General features: G+C 61.9%; 15 protein-coding genes. 4 read left to right on the plus strand and 11 right to left on the minus strand.

What is annotated here, in order from left to right; genetic code table 11:
- Positions 1-56: 56 nt before the first annotated feature.
- From LVS58_RS12420 to LVS58_RS12430, 3 genes are all read left to right on the plus strand, one after another.
- Positions 57-1,145: a polyamine ABC transporter substrate-binding protein gene (locus LVS58_RS12420; RefSeq protein WP_233691327.1), complete on the plus strand. Its 1,089-nt coding sequence runs from the start codon at positions 57-59 to the stop codon at positions 1,143-1,145.
- Between the two features lie 13 nt (positions 1,146-1,158).
- Positions 1,159-2,454 carry an NAD(P)/FAD-dependent oxidoreductase gene (locus tag LVS58_RS12425; RefSeq protein WP_233691328.1) on the plus strand — a complete coding sequence of 432 codons (1,296 nt, stop codon included), beginning with the start codon at positions 1,159-1,161 and terminating at the stop codon, positions 2,452-2,454.
- A 150-nt stretch (positions 2,455-2,604) separates the two neighbouring features.
- Positions 2,605-3,282 (plus strand): DUF3313 domain-containing protein, encoded by a 678-nt coding sequence (locus LVS58_RS12430; protein WP_233691329.1) that lies wholly within the window; start codon positions 2,605-2,607, stop codon positions 3,280-3,282.
- 87 nt (positions 3,283-3,369) lie between these two features.
- Here the strand turns inward: LVS58_RS12430 and LVS58_RS12435 are convergent, their stop codons facing one another.
- The gene (locus tag LVS58_RS12435) at positions 3,370-4,746 is read right to left on the minus strand and encodes an L-serine ammonia-lyase (RefSeq protein ID WP_233691330.1); all 1,377 of its coding nucleotides are present in this window, start codon (positions 4,744-4,746) and stop codon (positions 3,370-3,372) included.
- Positions 4,747-4,892: 146 nt separating this feature from the next.
- Between LVS58_RS12435 and LVS58_RS12440 the strand changes: the two genes are divergently transcribed.
- Complete coding sequence (locus LVS58_RS12440) at positions 4,893-5,858, plus strand: LysR substrate-binding domain-containing protein (RefSeq protein ID WP_233691331.1); 966 nt, start codon at positions 4,893-4,895, stop codon at positions 5,856-5,858.
- On the opposite strand, the gene LVS58_RS12445 is transcribed toward LVS58_RS12440, so the two are convergent.
- The 10 genes from LVS58_RS12445 to LVS58_RS12490 form a co-directional block, all read right to left on the minus strand.
- On the minus strand, positions 5,855-7,276 hold the full coding sequence (locus tag LVS58_RS12445) for an undecaprenyl-phosphate glucose phosphotransferase (RefSeq protein ID WP_233691332.1): 1,422 nt from the start codon (positions 7,274-7,276) through the stop codon (positions 5,855-5,857). The two genes, LVS58_RS12440 and LVS58_RS12445, sit on opposite strands and share 4 nt — an antisense overlap.
- A 177-nt stretch (positions 7,277-7,453) precedes the next feature.
- Positions 7,454-8,206 (minus strand): WecB/TagA/CpsF family glycosyltransferase, encoded by a 753-nt coding sequence (locus LVS58_RS12450; RefSeq protein ID WP_233691333.1) that lies wholly within the window; start codon positions 8,204-8,206, stop codon positions 7,454-7,456.
- Positions 8,206-9,393: a glycosyltransferase family 2 protein gene (locus LVS58_RS12455; RefSeq protein ID WP_233691334.1), complete on the minus strand. Its 1,188-nt coding sequence runs from the start codon at positions 9,391-9,393 to the stop codon at positions 8,206-8,208. The genes LVS58_RS12450 and LVS58_RS12455 overlap by 1 nt, the downstream gene beginning before the upstream one ends.
- The gene (locus tag LVS58_RS12460; RefSeq protein ID WP_233691335.1) at positions 9,390-10,592 is read right to left on the minus strand and encodes a glycosyltransferase family 4 protein; all 1,203 of its coding nucleotides are present in this window, start codon (positions 10,590-10,592) and stop codon (positions 9,390-9,392) included. The genes LVS58_RS12455 and LVS58_RS12460 overlap by 4 nt, the downstream gene beginning before the upstream one ends.
- Positions 10,593-10,641: 49 nt before the next feature.
- Positions 10,642-11,646 (minus strand): VirK/YbjX family protein, encoded by a 1,005-nt coding sequence (locus LVS58_RS12465; RefSeq protein ID WP_233691336.1) that lies wholly within the window; start codon positions 11,644-11,646, stop codon positions 10,642-10,644.
- Between the two features lie 9 nt (positions 11,647-11,655).
- A complete protein-coding gene (locus tag LVS58_RS12470; RefSeq protein WP_233691337.1) occupies positions 11,656-12,633 on the minus strand; it encodes a glycosyltransferase family 2 protein in 978 nt (325 codons plus the stop codon).
- 5 nt (positions 12,634-12,638) lie between these two features.
- Positions 12,639-13,163, minus strand: coding sequence for a serine O-acetyltransferase (locus LVS58_RS12475; RefSeq protein WP_233691338.1), 525 nt, complete (start codon positions 13,161-13,163; stop codon positions 12,639-12,641).
- Between the two features lie 9 nt (positions 13,164-13,172).
- A complete protein-coding gene (locus LVS58_RS12480) occupies positions 13,173-14,129 on the minus strand; it encodes a glycosyltransferase family 2 protein (protein WP_233691339.1) in 957 nt (318 codons plus the stop codon).
- Positions 14,122-14,739, minus strand: coding sequence for an acyltransferase (locus LVS58_RS12485; RefSeq protein ID WP_233691340.1), 618 nt, complete (start codon positions 14,737-14,739; stop codon positions 14,122-14,124). The genes LVS58_RS12480 and LVS58_RS12485 overlap by 8 nt, the downstream gene beginning before the upstream one ends.
- 103 nt (positions 14,740-14,842) lie before the next feature.
- Entirely contained in the window at positions 14,843-16,309 is a 1,467-nt protein-coding gene (locus tag LVS58_RS12490; RefSeq protein ID WP_233691341.1) for a GMC oxidoreductase, read from the minus strand.
- Positions 16,310-16,452: the final 143 nt, after the last annotated feature.

Consider the following 16,452-nt stretch of genomic DNA (forward strand, 5'->3'; position numbering starts at 1 on the left):
CCTTGCACAGGCAAGCGTGCTCCGAACTCGAAAAACAAGACCAACGAGGTGTTCCCATGCATCATCTGCAAGCCCTGATCCCCGCTGCATTCACCCTGCTGTTCGCCACCGCCACCCAGGCCGCACCCACGGTCAGTGTGTACAACTGGACCGACTACATCGGTGACACCACCCTGGCCGACTTCCAGGCCAGCAGCGGAATCAAGGTGGTCTATGACGTGTTCGATTCCAACGAAACCCTTGAAGGCAAGCTGTTGGCCGGGCGCACGGGGTACGATGTGGTGGTACCGTCCAACCACTTCCTCGCCCGCCAGGCCCAGGCCGGTGCCTTCCTGCCGCTGGACCGCAGCAAGCTGCCGAACTGGCAGCACCTGGACCCCAAACTGCTCAAGCAACTTGAACAGAACGACCCCGGCAACCAGTACGCCGTGCCTTATCTGTGGGGCACCAATGGCATCGGCTACAACGTCGACAAGGTAAAGGCGGCACTGGGTGTTGACCATATCGATTCATGGGCAGTGCTGTTCGAGCCCGAGAACCTGAAAAAGCTCAAGCAGTGCGGCGTGGCATTCATGGACTCGCCTGACGAGCTGTTCCCGGCCGTGCTCAACTACCTGGGCATGGACCCGCGCAGCGAAAAACCGGGCGACTACGCCAAGGCCGAGGCCCGCCTGCTCGAACTGCGCCCCTACATTACCTACTTCCACTCCTCCAAGTACGTCTCTGACCTTGCGAACGGTGATGTCTGCGTAGCGTTCGGCTACTCAGGCGACGTGTTCCAGGCCGCCAACCGCGCGGTAGAGGCGAAAAACGGCGTGAAGGTCGCCTACAGCATTCCCAAGGAAGGCAGCAACCTGTGGTTCGACCTGCTGGCCATCCCCAAGGACGCCAATAACCCCGAGCAGGCCCTGGCGTTCATCAACTACCTGCTCGACCCCAAGGTGATCGCCAAGGTCAGCGCCACGGTCGGCTATGCCAACGCCAACCCGGACGCCAAGGCCTACATGGATGCATCACTGGTGAACAACCCCGAGATCTACCCACCCCAGGAGGTGCTGGACAAGCTGTACATCTCCAGCACCCCGAGCCCGAAAATCATGCGTGTCATGACCCGCTCCTGGAGCAAGATCAAGTCCAACCGCTGAGTCGAGAACGCTCATGTCTTTCAATACCCAACACACTGCCTCGTACTACGCCGCCACAGCGCGCGACGCGGCACCCTACCCCAGCCTGGACAGTGAACTGACGGCCGACGTATGCGTGATCGGCGGCGGCCTGACCGGGGTCAATACCGCCCTGGAGCTGGCCGAGCGCGGCCTCTCGGTGGTACTGCTGGAAGCCCGACGGATCGGCTGGGGCGCCAGTGGGCGCAATGGTGGCCAGCTGATTCGCGGTATCGGCCATGATGTCAGCGGCTTTGCCCGGCATGTCGGCCAGGAGGGTGTGCGCTACCTGAAACAGGCCGGCATCGATTCAGTGGAACTGGTGGCCGAGCGCATCGCCCGCTACGGCATTGCCTGCGACCTGCGCTGGGGCTTCTGCGAACTGGCCAACACGGCGGCGCAGTTCGCCGCCTTCAAGGATGAACAGGACGACCTGGTCGCCTTGGGCTATCGCCATGAAACACGCCTGGTCGGCGCCGGGCAACTGAACGAGATCGTCGCCAGCGACCAATACGCGGGCGGCCTGGTAGACATGGGGTCGGGCCACCTGCATCCCCTTGATCTCGTCCAGGGCGAAGCCCGCGCGGCCCACGGCCTGGGCGTGCGCATTTTCGAGCAAAGCCCGGTGCTGCGCATTGAGCACGGGCCCAGGTTGACCCTGCACACGGCGCGCGGCAAGGTGCGCGCAAGCAGCCTGGTGCTGGGCTGCAACGCTCACCTCGATGAACTGGAACCGCGCCTGAGCGGCAAGGTACTGCCGGCCGGCAGCTATGTGGTGGCCACCGAACCCTTGCCCGAAGCGCTGGCCAGCCGCCTGATCCCGCAGAACATGGCGCTGTGCGACCAGAAGGTCGGCCTGGACTACTATCGCCTCACCGCAGACCGCCGCCTGCTGTTCGGTGGCGCCTGTCATTATTCCGGGCGCGACCCTAAAGACATCGGCGCGTACATGCGGCCGAAGGTATTGAAGGTGTTCCCGCAACTGGCCAACGTGCGCATCGACTACCAATGGGGTGGCATGATCGGCATCACCGCCAACCGTTTCCCCCAGGTCGGGCGCCTGAACCAGCACCCCAACGTGTATTACGCCCAGGGCTATTCCGGGCACGGGTTGAACGTGACGCACTGGACGGCAAAACTGCTGGCCGAAAGCATCGCCCTCGGCCACAGCCATGGCCTGGATGTGTTCAGCGCCGTGCCACACCTGACTTTCCCCGGCGGCAAGGCCCTGCGCTCGCCACTGCTGGCGCTGGGCATGTTGTGGTACCGTTTGCGTGAGGCTCTGGGTTGAGTGGGCAGCAACGTTTGCGGCGCCCCCCGAGGCGAGTACCTCCCGGCCACCCTCTGCGTTCTTTTCAAAGAGGATTGCCTCTCCCACTGGCCAACTGCCTCGCACCTGCTAGCGTTGTTGAGGCCGACCTCTCATGGATGCCTTTTCATCATGAAATCATTGCCCCGCATTACCCTGTTGTGCGCCGCGCTGCTTGCCGTGGCCGCCTGCTCCAGCAACCGCGTGGACCCCAAGGGTTACTCCGGCTTCCTCAAAGACTACAGCCGGCTGCAAGAGGCCAAGAGCCCGTCGGGTGACCCGGTGATGCGCTGGATCGACCCCAAGGTCAATGTCAATCAATACAGCCAGGTGTTCGTCGAGCCAAGCCAGTTCTACCCCAAGCCGCAGCCCACAGCCGTTATCTCGCAGCAGACGCTGCAGGAGATCACCCGCTACTTCAACGAGGCCCTGCGCCGCGAAATAGGCAGCGTGATGCCGTTGGCCAAGGGGCCTGGCCCGGGCGTGATCGTGGTACGCCCAGCCATCACGGCAGTGTCCACCAGCAACGAGGGCCTCAAGCCATACGAAGTGATCCCTATCGCGCTTGTAGCGGCAGGTGTGAATACCGCCATGGGTGGACGTGACCAGGACGTGGATGTCGGTGTGGAGGCGGCGCTCCTGGACGGTGCCAGTCAGAAGGTACTGGCCCAGGTGGTACGCAAGGGCGCAGGCCAGGAACTGGAGAACGATACCCAGAAGCTGACCTTGAATGACGTCAAGCCGGTGCTCGATGGCTGGGCCAAGGACATGCGTGCGAGCTTCGTTGCAGCCAAGCAGAAAGGCCGTTGAGTCAGTGCTGACCCAACAGGTCAGCGCAACCTGGTTCAGGAGCGGCCCATCGTGACAGAAGGCCGCTCCAGTTGACCGCACTACAAATCAGCACTCGACAAAAGCGACCGCCAAACCGCCGCGCGAGGTTTCCTTGTAGTTGGCATGCATGTCCGCCCCGGTATCACGCATGGTGCGGATCACCCGATCGAGCGAGATGAAATGCTCGCCATCTCCCCGCAGCGCCATCTGCACAGCGTTGATCGCCTTGACCGCAGCAATCGCATTACGCTCGATGCACGGCACCTGCACCAGGCCACCCACCGGGTCGCAGGTAAGCCCAAGATTGTGCTCCAGAGCAATCTCGGCGGCGTTTTCAAGCTGGGGCGGCGTAGCACCCAGTACCTGCGCCAAGCCGGCAGCAGCCATCGAACAGGCTGAGCCCACCTCCCCCTGGCAACCCACCTCGGCACCGGAAATCGAGGCGTTCTTTTTGCACAGGATGCCAACTGCCGCTGCGCCAAGCAGGAAGTCCACCACATCAGCATCGCAGGCACCGGGGTTGAACTTCATGTAATAGTGCAACACCGCCGGGATAATGCCGGCTGCCCCGTTGGTGGGCGCGGTGACCATACGCCCACCGGCAGCATTCTCTTCATTGACCGCCAAGGCGAACAGGTTCACCCACTCCATGGCGCCAAGGGTCGAGCCGATCACGTTGGGCTTGCCCAGCTCCTGCAGGCTGCGGTGCAACCGCGCGGCGCGGCGCTTGACGTGCAAGCCGCCCGGCAGGACGCCCTCATTGCGCAGGCCGTTCGCCACGCACTCACGCATGGCCGCCCAGATACGCAGCAAGCCTTCGCGCACCTCGGCCTCCGGGCGCCAGGCGCATTCGTTGGCCATCATCAGTTGCGCCACGCTCAGGTTGTGGGCCTTGCACAACGCCAGCAACTGGGCACCACTGTCGAATTCATAAGGCAGCATCACGGCATTCGTTTCGCTGGCCGGCGCATCGATTTCGGCTTGCTCGACGATGAAGCCGCCGCCCACCGAAAAATAGGTCTGGCTCAACAGGCTGTGCTGCCCGCCCATGGCTTCCAGGCTCATGGCATTGGGGTGATAAGGCAGGCTCTCGTCAAGCAGCAGCATGTCACGGCCATAGTCGAAGGCCAGCGGATGGCTACCGTCGAGCATCAGGCAGTGCTCTTGCAGGACATGGCCGATGCGCGACTCGATCGTGGACGGGTCGATACGGTCCGGCCACTGGCCCATCAAGCCTAGCAGGCACGCGCGGTCGGTGGCATGGCCAACCCCGGTAGCCGACAGCGAGCCATACAGCCGCACTTGCACGCGCGTTACCCGCGCCAGCAGCCCCTGCACACGCAGGGCCTGGGCAAAGGTAGCGGCCGCCCGCATGGGGCCCACGGTATGGGAACTGGACGGCCCGATGCCAATTTTGAAAAGGTCGAAAACACTGATAGCCATGCTAATGCCTGAACCGACCCTGATATGCATCCAGCGTACGGTTGTCTGAAGAAATTGAGCGTTATTGCGATTTTGCGCGATACTGCCGCGCTGGCTCACGGATGACCAACGAAACTTCCTAAGCAAGCCTTTAGCGGTACTAAACGATGCGACGACAACTCAATGGTCAGATGTTCGTCTGGCTGCATGTATTTGCCTGCGCAGCCCGGCACTTGTCCTTCACCCGCTGTGCCGAAGAGCTGCACATCACCCCGGGCGCAGTCAGCCAGCAGATGCGCCAGCTGGAAGAGCGCCTTGGCTACCGGCTGTTCCTGCGACGGGCGCGCGGCGTGGAACTGAGCGCCGAAGGGCAACGGCTGGCCCAGACGGTGGCTGAGGCCTACGGCAGTATCGAAGCCGAGCTGCTGCGCCTGGACGCGGGGGAAATCCGCGGCACATTGCGTGTGCGTTCAATCCCCTCGTTCCTGGCCAAATGGCTCACGCCGCGCTTACCGCGTTTTCAACAGCGCTACCCGGATATCGAACTACGCCTGGTCGCCGAAGACAGCGCCCAGGCGCTGACCCCGGGTGACTTCGACCTGGCCATCGACCTGAACGACGGTAGCTACCCTGGCATGCTCTCGACGCCGCTGCTGGACGAGCAGATCTTCCCGGTGTGCTCACCTGGCCTGCTGCGCGGGCGCCCGCCGCTGCATGGCCCCGCAGACCTGGTGCACTATCCGCTGCTGCATGACATCACCGCCTGGCGTGGCAGTTCGGAATATGCCGAGTGGGAGTTCTACCTGGAAGGCATCGGCGCCGCCGGCCTGGATGTGCGGCGCGGGCATACCTTCAACCGCAACCACCTGACCATCGAGGCGGCGATTGCCGGTATCGGCGTGGCGATTGCACGGCGCACGCTGCTCAATGACGAACTGGAGCGCGGCGCACTGATCGTGCCCTTTGGTGTACCGGTCGCCAACCACAAGCGTTATGTGGTGCATTACCCGCCAGGCGGTTTGAACCAGCCGGGCGCGCGAGCGGTGCATGACTGGCTGGTGGAAGAAGCGCGGGGGTTCAGGGCGCTGCATCCGTTGAACAAGGACGTGGTCGATGCAGGGGCGCTTTGCTAATACGCCTGCTTACCTGTGAAGGCATTAAGCGTGCGCACCAGGATCACGAAGTCCAGCCACAACGACCAGTTGTTGATGTACTCGATGTCCGAATCTACCCGCTGGATCATTTGCTCGATATCCTTGGTCTCCCCCCTGAAGCCGCGCACCTGCGCCAAACCTGTCATGCCTGGCTTGATATTGTGGCGGGCAAAGTAGTCAACGATATCCTGCGAATACAAGGTGTCATGTTGCAAGGCATGCGGCCGCGGCCCTACCAGGGACATTTCCCCGGTCAGCACATTGAACAATTGTGGCAGTTCATCAAGGCTTGTCCGCCGGATAAAGGCGCCGACCCGTGTCAACCGTGGGTCATTCTTCTGCGCCTGCTTGACCACACCTGCTTCCGGTTGGTGAACATGCATGCTGCGAAACTTCCAGATGCGGAACGATTCGCCTGTCCAGCCGGTACGTTCCTGGCGGAAGAACACCGGCCCGCGGCTATCGATCTTGATGGCCAGCGCAATAGCCAGCAACACAGGTGATGCAAACAGCAAAATCAACGCGGCCAGCACCCGGTCCTCAAGGTTTTTCAAGAACAGGCTCATGCCTGTCAAAGGTGTCTCCGACAAGGTCAGCACCGGAATGCCGGCAATTTCCCGCACGCTGTGGTTGATCAGGCGCAACGAGAAGATATCCGGCACCCAGTTCACCGCAATGCACTTGTCGAGCAACTTGAAATACACGTCGTTGATGACCTCGGAGCCACCCAGTGGCGTCACCAGGTACACCGTACGAATGCCGTGTCGGGCGACCAGTTCGTCGAGGTCGCCAATATGCCCCAGCACCGGCAGGCGCTGCTTGCCCTCGGCACTCTCCAGGCCCTGCCCATCGCCTTTGTCGAGCAGCACGCACCCCAGCACCCGCTCGCCAAACCACGGGTTGTTGCTGATTTTTTGATACAGGAAGTTGGCCAGGTCACCGTTGCCGATGATAAGGGCATTGTCCAGACGCGCGTGGGCGGTAAAGCGTTTTTGCAGTTCACGCACGGCAAAGTGCAAGAACAACTGCGCGAAATAACCAATGACGAACAATTGCCCCATCAGCAACCGGGAGTAGGTTTCGCTCTGTTTGGTCAGGAAGGCCATGACCACCAGGAAACAAAAGGTTGCCGACCAGGCCTTGAACAGGCGGAACGCCTTGATCGACAGCCCGACGTTGGTGCGGTAGATCGCGTAATGGTCATAAATCACCGCCAGTGCACCAATCAGCAACAGCAGCATGATCACGTAATCGGACGTGATATAGCCGAACTGGTCGTAGATCAGGTACCAGGCAATACCGGTGACGGCAATACCATCGAGGCCTGCCTGAATGGCGTTACTGACACTGCTTCTTCTCTGGAGTAAGGAACGACTGCTTCTGGGTTCGAAAACCATTTCAGACCTCATCAAAATGAGCCTAGCAAGTGCCTTCCATCAAACAGCAAATCTTGAAAACAGGGTACGTAAAGCCCGTGCAGCAGGCGCCTGGCGCCCTCAAGCGATTGATATCACTGTAGCAGTCACCCGCTGCTGGCGTACCCGGAATCACCGCTTGTGCGAATTTTGACCGATTCATAGGGCCCGCCTGGCCGAAACCGCCGCCCGCTGGTACAACAGGGTGCGCAACAGGAATAGCGGATTGCCCACCACATAACGCATGAACAGGCGCTTGGGCTCGCGCAGCAGGCGGTACAGCCACTCGCCACCCAAACGCCGCAGCCATTCGGGGGCACGGCTGACCTTGCCGCCAAGAAAGTCCAGGATCGCCCCACCGCACACAATCAGGCATGGCCCGCCAGTGGCTGCCAACTGCGCCGCCACCGCTTCCTGTTTGGGCATGCCCATGCCCAGCACGATCAGCTCGGGTCGCTGCTCGCGGGCCAACTGTAAATAGGTTTCAAGGCTGGCGAAGCCATCGTGAACCGACACCGGCACGATGCCGAACTCGGCTTTACAGCGCTGCACAGCCTGATCAAGGTAGGGTTGCCGGGTGCCCCAGAAGGCAACCTTGCGCCCTCGGTAGGCCGCCATGAGCCTGGGAATGAAGTCAGTGCCGTTCATGTTGAGCCCGGGCTCCAGGCCCAGGCGGCGATACAGGATCGCCATGCCGGCGCCATCGCGCAGCAGTACATCTGCGGCCGACAGTGCCTGGCTGTAGCCACCATCGCGCACAACCAGGTTCATCGCATGGGCGTTGACGAAGCCCAGCACGGTGCCGGTATCCGGCGTAGCCAGGCGGTCGAGAAGGTGCTGCACGGCGGCGTCATCAGCGATCACTTCCAGCTGCTCGATCACACGCTTCCAGCGATTCTGCCACTGAGCCATCAGTCGTCATCCCGTTTTGAACGCACCCATTCAACCTGGCGCTTGATCAGGAAACTCAGGTACAAGGGAATCTTCCTGGCCGCGTAAAACGGCGCGTACAACAACACCGAGAACGGTATCACTTCACGGCAGAAGCGCGCCCAGGCCAACACCACAGCAAAGGCCAGCGAGGCCAACCCGGCAAAGGCGAGCCACGCGGGCGCCGCCAGGCCGAACAGCAGGTACGCCAGCCAGGTCACCAGGTTAAGCCCAAGCAAGGTCAGTACCAGCAACGCCAGGGGCGGTACCAGCAGGTCCAGGGTCAAGGCCGCCAGGCTAGCGTTGCGCTGGGTGATCGCAGCCATCGCCCGTTTGGGTGCGTCGGCAAGCATCAAACCCAGATGGCCATGCTCCCAGCGGGTGCGTTGGCTGTTGAGGCCTTGCTGGCTGAGCGGGAACTGGCTAGTGACCAGTGCCTCGGGGCAGAAAGCAGGAGGCTTGCCCTGCTGGCAAAGGTCCAGGCCCAGCTTTACATCCTCGACCAGATGACCATTGGCCAGGTTGATCAGGCTCAGATCGTGCCAGCCGAACGCCATGCCCGCGCCCATCAGCTGGCATGGCAGGCCCAGGCGTGCCCAGCCGCGCGGCCGCACCAGGTTCTTGACCCGCCAGGCAAACTCGGCAACCTGCACTCTCAACCCGGCGCCTGCCGGTGCACGCATGAGGTACAGCGACTGTACCGGGCGTGCAAGTTCGTGGCAGCGGCGGGCCAGGCAGTCGATCGCCCCCTCGCCCACCTGGCAGTCGGCATCCACCACAATGACCACCTCGGGCGGCCGCTGAGCCAGGTGACGCACGCCGAAATCCAATGCGTAACCTTTGCCGCGCAACCGCGTATCGTGGCGCTCTACCACTTCGGCACCGGCCTCACGTGCCAACCGGGCCGTGTCATCCGAACAGTTGTCCGCCACTACCAGCAAGCGGTCGCCGTCCAGCAATTGCGGCGTAACGCTCGCCAGCATCGCACGAATGATCAAGGCCTCATCGTGGGCGGGCACCAACACCGCCACTCGCGGGCGCTCGCCAATGCCCTTGGGCCTCGACCGCGCCGGCAGGCAAGCCAGCAACACTTGCAACACCAGCACCAACACCGGTACCAGGACGATGATCGCCAGCAGGCCCAGTAACCAACCCAATACACTTATCATGCGTATGCCTTGAAATAGCCGGCCAGCCTGGCCGCCTCGGTGTCGATATCATGCCGCTGCACTACACGCTGGTAGGCCACCTCGCCCATGCGCTGCAGTGCCTCGGCCGGTTGTGCCAGGCAGTCGGCCATGGCTGTTGCCAGCTCGTCCACGGCGCCGGCAGGAAACAGCCAGCCATTCTCGCCAGGCCGCACCAGCTCGGGAATACCCGCTACATAGGTGGTCAGCACGGGCCGGCGCAGGGCCATGGCCTCCATGATGACCACGGGCAAGCCCTCGGCGAAACTGGGTAGCACCAGCGCCCGGGCGGCCAGGATTTCCTCACGTACCTGCGCACTGCTGATCCAGCCAGTGATACGCACGTGCTGCTGCAAGCCGTGCCGGGCAATCACGGCCTCGATCTGCTTGCGCATTTCACCGTCACCCGCCAGCACCAGCTCGAAGGTGATCGACCGGGCAGCCAGACAGCGCGCCGCTTCGATCAACAGCAGCTGGCCCTTCTGTTCGCACAGGCGCCCAACACACACCAGCCGTGGCGCCGATGGCACATCGACCGGCGCCACCTCATGAAAACCACGCTCCAGGCCGCAATGCACCACCTTCACCTTGCCCCAGTGCTCGTGCGCCACCCAGCGGTACAGCTGGCTACGTCCGTACGAGCTCACCGCCGCGACAAAGGCGGCGCGCTGCACCTTCTCACCCATGTGCAAGAACTGTGGTTTGTCGAATTCTTCCGGCCCGTGCACGGTGAAGCTGTATGCCGGCCCGCCCAGGACGTTGGCCAGCATGATCACTTCAGTAGAGTTGGTGCCGAAATGCGCGTGCACATGTGTCGCCTCCCCGGCCTGCAACCATTGCAGCACCAGGCAGGCCTCAGCCAGGTAGACCAGGTGGTAGGGCCAGGCACGATCGGCCCGCAGGCCAAGGCGCATGGCCAGCCACAGCGCCTGGAAAAACCGCCGCGGCTGCGTACGCAGTACCTGCCACGTCGGCGCCAACAACCCCTTGAGCCCACCTTGCAACACGTAGCGGGTCTTGCCCCGTTCGGTTGCGTCCTCGGCATCCTGCACCTCGGCGTCCCACCCACGCAGGGCTATACGTTGCACCTCAACCCCCTGGCGCTCCAGCGCCAGAATCTCGCGACGGATGAAACTGTGGCTGACTTTCGGGTACTGATTGATGAAGTAAGCAATATGCATACGAATCCAGATCCAAACCCGCTTGATGACCAACCTTCCCTGGCAACCTTCACTTCAGGCTGTCGACTACGGGCGGTCTGTCTACTGCCGATGCACTCACAGCAAATGCATCCCCCTGTTTTCCTTGTAGTCCAAGGTTGTGGTTGCTGCTTGGCAATGCTGCCTGCAAGCGGGTGAAAACATCGTCAAGCAATGCCTGGCGGCGGCGGTACATCGCCCGTTTCTTGGCCGGGATGTCAGCTTCTGCCCGTTGCGCCGGCGCTAACGGCAGGGTAAAAAAGTCCTCACGATCAGACGCTGTGGCGCCGTGTTCCTGCCAGATCATGTCGTAGTTGGCCGCCAGGTCCTGGCCCTTGTCGCTGCCAAAGTAGGGATGGCGATGGTGCCGGCAAGCGTCGCTGACGGCATACAGCTGCGTTACGCCCAGGGTCCTGCCCAGGCATTTCAACGCTTCGAGCAACAGGCTGCGCGGCCGCAACCCTTCGAAGTCCTTGGTCAGGTCACGGTAGATAGCCAGTGAGGTTTCGCTGTCGATACCTTTGTGAATACCCTGCACCGCACCGATGAACAGGCTGGTCTCGCCTTGGCTGCAGCCCAGGGTGAAGGCCAGGGATGCCACACGCAGGTCGGCCTGGAACAGGTTCAGCACCAGCTCGCCTTCGCGCTTGAACCAGATAGGCCGGTCCAGTACCAGCCAGCAGTCCGGCGAATGGCTGGACAGGTCACACAGCCTCAGGGTTTCGTCGCGCCCCAGCAGCAGCAACGCCGGGAACTGCCCAGCCACCCGTTCAAAGTGCGATGCCACCACATCCAGACGCTGTGGGGCCTCCCAGCATCGGCTGATGTAAGGCCATTGCACGACACCGATACAATCCACACCCAGACGCTGCAAACCCTGCGGGCCCAGCGCTGCCGTCATGCGCTGCATGAACCCGTTCAGCTCAGGCCACTGCCTGGCGATCTGCCGTGCCAACTTGTACTTGTTGTGCATCGCCCGCAACGAGTAACCCGGTTGCAAGGTAAACACGCTTTTCACGAGGGTGCCGAGCATCATGGGTTTCTCTCACTTGTACTCGATCAAAGCCGATTTGCCAGCCGCCAGGCGGTGGCGCAGGAACTTCAGCTGGCCGAGCATTTCCGGGAACTTGCCCAACACCAGGAACACCGCCTGCAGCCAGTTCTCGCGCGTCGACCTGCCGCCGCGGCGGGCCAGGCGCACGGCCTGCAGTGGGTAGATCAACAGCAAGAGCAGGCCCCAGCCGCCCAGCAGCAGGCAGGCCAGCGCGATCACCAAGGGTATGCCCAGGCCCCACAACCAGGCCCGACGTGACTCACGCAGCCAATGCCGCTCGGGTGGCTGGCCATGCAGGTAGGCGCCCTCGGCATAGGCGTGCCCTGCACGCAGGCTACGCCGCCACCACTGGCTGAAACGGGTCATGCCGGCATCGTGCAGGGTCATCTCGGCATCCAGTCGCCAGACTTTCCAGCCGTTGGCCCGCAACCGCACGCACAGCTCAGGCTCTTCGCCGGCGATCAGGTCAGGACGGAAGCCACCCACAGCAGCAAAGGCGTCTGCCCGCATCAGCGCATCGCCGCCACAGGCCTTGGCCTCACCGACCGGGGTATCCCACTCCAGGTCGCACAGCAAGTTGTACACCGAACGCTGCGGGAAGCGCTCACGCCGGCGACCACACACCACTGCCACGGCGGGGTGCTGCTCAAGAAAAGCCTGTGCCGTGGCCAGCCAATTGGCATTCACCTCGCAGTCGCCATCCACGAACTGTACCAGTTGCATCGAGGGCAACAGGCGCTGCAAGGCGGCAAAACCTTCATTGCGGGCGCGTGCGGCGGTGAACGGGATACCCATGTCCAGCGCCAGCACTTCAACGCCAAGGTTGGCGGCCAACTGCAGCGAACCGTCGGTGGAACCCGAGTCGACGTACATCACCTTGTCTGCGCCCTGCGCGAGCGAAACAAGGCAGCGCTCGAGACGCTGGCCTTCATTGCGGCCAATCACCACTACGCCGATCACCGTTGCCATGGGCCTCACTCGACCGACGCCGTGGCGGTCGGTTGCCGGGCCTTGATGATGGCCGGCACCCCCACTGCCAGTGAATTGTCAGGCACATCAACCAGCACGACGGCATTGGCGCCGATGATCACGTTATTGCCAATGCGAATGCTGCCCAACACCTTGGCCCCGGTGCCGATGTCGACGTTGTTGCCGAACACCGGGGCAATAGGCTCGTCGACATTCTTCAGGCCCACCACCACACCGTTGCGGATACGGCAGTCATCGCCAAAGCGGGCATAGCCGCTGACAACGATGCCGCCAAAATGATCGATGACGAAGTTGCGCCCGATCACCACCTCGCAAGGCAGTTCGATACCGGTGATGATCTGGACGAATTTGAACAGCACCTTGTAGATGAGCGAGCACAGTTTGCGTAGCAGGGCCGGGCGCAGCGTATAACGCCAGCGGCCAAAGCGGTACACCAGCAATACCCAGAAGCCCTGAGCGCCCCAGTCCCCGCCATGGGCTCGCAGGTCGGCGCGAATATTATCGAACATGGCTCCCCCCTACCTTGTCGGTTGGCTGGCGTACCGGGTCTTGAACAGCAAAGACCAGGTTGCCCGGCAATGACGCCAGCAGGCCTGAATCGCGCCCCAACCGCGTCGTTTCAACAGTGCCTTGAGTGCCAGCACCAAGTCGCCCAGCGTGACCAGCAGCATGTGCAGGGCAAGCCCCGCCACCCCGTGATGCTTGCGAAAGTACAGCAACTCGCTTTCGATCTGATAGGACGAGATCTGCCGGCTGGCAGCCTCCAGCTCCGCCACCGACTTGGAGCTTTCGCCACCGATATGCACCACCGTGGTATGCGGGTAGAACACCACTTTCCAGCCCGCTTCCTTCACCCGCTTGCAGTGGTCCACCTCCTCGTAATAAAGGAAGTAGCGCGGGTCGAACAAACCCACCTTGTCGAGCACTTCGCGGCGCACCAGGTAGAAGCAGCCGGGCAACCAGTCACACTCGCGCACCGAGGCGTGATCCCAGTTCATTTCGTCGACCATCTTCAACCCTGGGAAGAACCGCCCCAACCCGGTGCGCCCAACAAACACATTGAGCGGCGTGGGGAAGTAGCGACAGCTTGGTTGCAGGTCCCCATCGCGGCCCTCCAGGCGCACCCCCAGCACCCCGCATTCCGGGTGGGCGTCCATGTAGTCGAGCGTTTTTTGCAGAGAATCAGGGGCAACGAAGGCATCGGTATTGAGTAGCAAGGCGTACTTGCCCTTGAGGTGCGCCAACAACTGGTTGTTGGCCCGGCCGAAGCCCACGTTCTGCTTGTTGCTCAGCAGCAGCGCCTCGGGGCACACCTGGGCCATGCGCTGCACCGAGTCATCGCGCGAGGCATTGTCGACCACCAGGTAACTGGCCAGCCGCTCGCTGTCGGCCCGGCGCAGTGCATCGAACATCGGCTGCAGCAGTCCAGCGGTATTGAAGTTCACCACCATGACATCCACAGGTTTGTCAGCCATTTTTGCCGTCCCCGAAGAAATACTGGCGTCTTTGCGCCATCAACAGCGGTTCAACTTCCGGGTCGTAGGCACCCTTGCGCTGCTTCACCAGGTCTATCCATGGGTAGGCTTCGCAACGTGCCTCGACCCGTTGAATCAACTGCTCGGTGGTACAGATGAACACGGCCGGGTTGCCTCCATAGACGGTGCCTGGCGGCACGTCCTTGGTCACTACCGCCCCTGCCGCCACGATGGATTCGGGCCCGATGGTCACGCGAGGCATCACGATCGCACCATGGCCGATGAAGCAATTGTCCTTGATGTCGATGAAACCGACCGAATCCAGATGCTTGCCAAAACGATGCTCGATCAGCAATACCACCCCGTCATGACCGATCAGCGTGCAATCGGACAAGCCCACGCTGTTGCCGATACGGACCAGCGACGGGTCGAGAAACTTGCAGCCTGTATTGACGAAGAAATTGCTGCCGACCGAATGAAAGTTGCCCCATCGGGCCAGATAGGCTCCCCATTCGAGACCAGAAGGGTTGCAGAACCTCCTGTAGAATTTGCCCCCGCGCCCGGTTGCATGGGCGTAGTGCGCCACTGCCTTGCGTATCCATTCCTTCATACTGCCTGGCCTCGCGATCTGAACAAACTGGAGTGTCCTGAGGCGTTCCGGTCTCGTTCTTCTAGGTGCTGACCGCATCGCACTCACCCGTGTACAACCTGCATCACGCAGCGGCGCTGCCGGCCGCTTTCATCTTGTTATCGAGGTGGTCGGCCAGCCGCACGGCAAATTGCAACAGCGGCATGGTCGGGTTGGAGGCGCCGCCCTTGGCAAAAATGCTGCTGCCGGCGACATACAGGTTTTCGGTACCGAACACCTTGCAATTGGCATCGACTACACCGAACTGCGGCGAGGCGGCCATACGCGTGGTGCCCATGTGATGGGCATGGGGTGCCATTTTCAGCGGAATCGAGGTGTCGTAGACGAAATCGTTGAGTTTGACGAACCCCAGGTCCATGTCGGCGAACTGCTTGGCCAGTTCGCTGCCAATGCACTTGATGGTGTGCCGGTCTTCGGCGCTAAGCACCCAGTTGACATTGACCTTAGCCACGCCCAGCGCATCCTTTTGGTCCAGCAGCGAAATACGGCTGTGCAGGTTGGGGAACTGCTCGATCATGGTGCTGATCACGCCGTCACCAGGGCAACTGAACTTGGCGACGAAGGCGACCTTGTTGGCAAACCCCATGTCGCAGGCCAGGCTCTCGAGAAAATACTTCACCTCGGCAGTGCGGCCATAGGTTTGCACATCGGCCAGCAAGGCGGCGGTGACATTGCCTTTACCGGCCTTGTACGCGTCGACGAAAGCATCCGTGGTGTAGTACTGGCGCGGCTCAGGGTCCAGGCCGGACTTGAGGATGAAAGTGCCCATTTCGATGTTCAGGTGTTCCATGAAACACCCGCCGACCAGCCCTTCCTTGCCCACCACGCCTGCGGCCACCAGGGTCTCGCTGTTGAGCAACTGCCGGGCATTCTCGATGGCACCTGTGGCCAGAATGAAATTGCCAGCCTCCAGGCGTTGACGATTGCGCTCATAGTCGGACAAAACCACCGCAGCCAGGTGGCCGGACGCCTTGTCGAACTGCAGGTCAACGCAATTACAGTTGATGAATACGTCCAGGCCTGGGGTCTGTTCCAGTGCTGAAGCGTACTTTTGCGCAAAGCGTGTCGGCGTGCTGAGCAGAAAACGGTCCGCCTCGAAGTCGCCGCCATCGAGCCCGGCATTCATCGCGCGAAAATCCGAGCCAGGCGCCAGATCGACGATCTCCATCGCTGCCGGCAGAAAGCCTTCGATCTCCGAGTAGGGAATTGGCCAGCCCGGCAAATCGCCTGGCGGGGCGACGGCAAAGTCCGACGGGGTGAATGGACGGCAACGGCCAGCCCAGTGATTGGAGGTGCCACCCAGGTAACGCAGGCGGGTTTCCTCGGCATACAGTTCCAGGCCGGTGGATGAGCACGCGTACAAGGCTTGCGAGTGCGGCGCATATTCGCGCCCCCCGCCTTCGGCGATCATGACGCTCCAGCCGGCGGCGGCCAGGCGCAAGCCCAAGGTTATACCCGCCGGGCCAGCCCCGATGATGCAGAAATCATAGTGGTCGCGCAGCGCCTTCTGCTGCTGAAAGTCCTTGATCATGCTGACGCGTTCCGGAAGTAACGGGACGGCAATACCCAACCGTTGATTACCACGAACCCGGGCGTTTCAACCGACTTGCCGGCAACGGCCGGCGAGGCGCCGAACACCGCCCCCCCCACACCGAGCAAGACACAACTCTGGAG

It is taken from the genome of Pseudomonas sp. JR33AA (assembly GCF_021378985.1).
Lineage (GTDB): Bacteria > Pseudomonadota > Gammaproteobacteria > Pseudomonadales > Pseudomonadaceae > Aquipseudomonas > Aquipseudomonas alloputida.

Bases quoted from the DNA above. Each gene is read 5' to 3' on its own strand.
- LVS58_RS12490 (WP_233691341.1), bottom strand. From the start codon at position 16,309: ATGATCAAGGACTTTCAGCAGCAGAAGGCGCTGCGCGACCACTATGAT.
- LVS58_RS12445 (WP_233691332.1), bottom strand. From the start codon at position 7,276: ATGGTTTTCGAACCCAGAAGCAGTCGTTCCTTACTCCAGAGAAGAAGC.
- LVS58_RS12455 (WP_233691334.1), bottom strand. From the start codon at position 9,393: ATGATAAGTGTATTGGGTTGGTTACTGGGCCTGCTGGCGATCATCGTC.
- LVS58_RS12480 (WP_233691339.1), bottom strand. From the start codon at position 14,129: ATGGCTGACAAACCTGTGGATGTCATGGTGGTGAACTTCAATACCGCT.
- LVS58_RS12465 (WP_233691336.1), bottom strand. From the start codon at position 11,646: ATGATGCTCGGCACCCTCGTGAAAAGCGTGTTTACCTTGCAACCGGGT.
- LVS58_RS12435 (WP_233691330.1), bottom strand. From the start codon at position 4,746: ATGGCTATCAGTGTTTTCGACCTTTTCAAAATTGGCATCGGGCCGTCC.
- LVS58_RS12475 (WP_233691338.1), bottom strand. From the start codon at position 13,163: ATGTTCGATAATATTCGCGCCGACCTGCGAGCCCATGGCGGGGACTGG.
- LVS58_RS12470 (WP_233691337.1), bottom strand. From the start codon at position 12,633: ATGGCAACGGTGATCGGCGTAGTGGTGATTGGCCGCAATGAAGGCCAG.
- LVS58_RS12450 (WP_233691333.1), bottom strand. From the start codon at position 8,206: ATGGCTCAGTGGCAGAATCGCTGGAAGCGTGTGATCGAGCAGCTGGAA.
- LVS58_RS12425 (WP_233691328.1), top strand. From the start codon at position 1,159: ATGTCTTTCAATACCCAACACACTGCCTCGTACTACGCCGCCACAGCG.
- LVS58_RS12430 (WP_233691329.1), top strand. From the start codon at position 2,605: ATGAAATCATTGCCCCGCATTACCCTGTTGTGCGCCGCGCTGCTTGCC.
- LVS58_RS12485 (WP_233691340.1), bottom strand. From the start codon at position 14,739: ATGAAGGAATGGATACGCAAGGCAGTGGCGCACTACGCCCATGCAACC.
- LVS58_RS12440 (WP_233691331.1), top strand. From the start codon at position 4,893: ATGCGACGACAACTCAATGGTCAGATGTTCGTCTGGCTGCATGTATTT.
- LVS58_RS12460 (WP_233691335.1), bottom strand. From the start codon at position 10,592: ATGCATATTGCTTACTTCATCAATCAGTACCCGAAAGTCAGCCACAGT.
- LVS58_RS12420 (WP_233691327.1), top strand. From the start codon at position 57: ATGCATCATCTGCAAGCCCTGATCCCCGCTGCATTCACCCTGCTGTTC.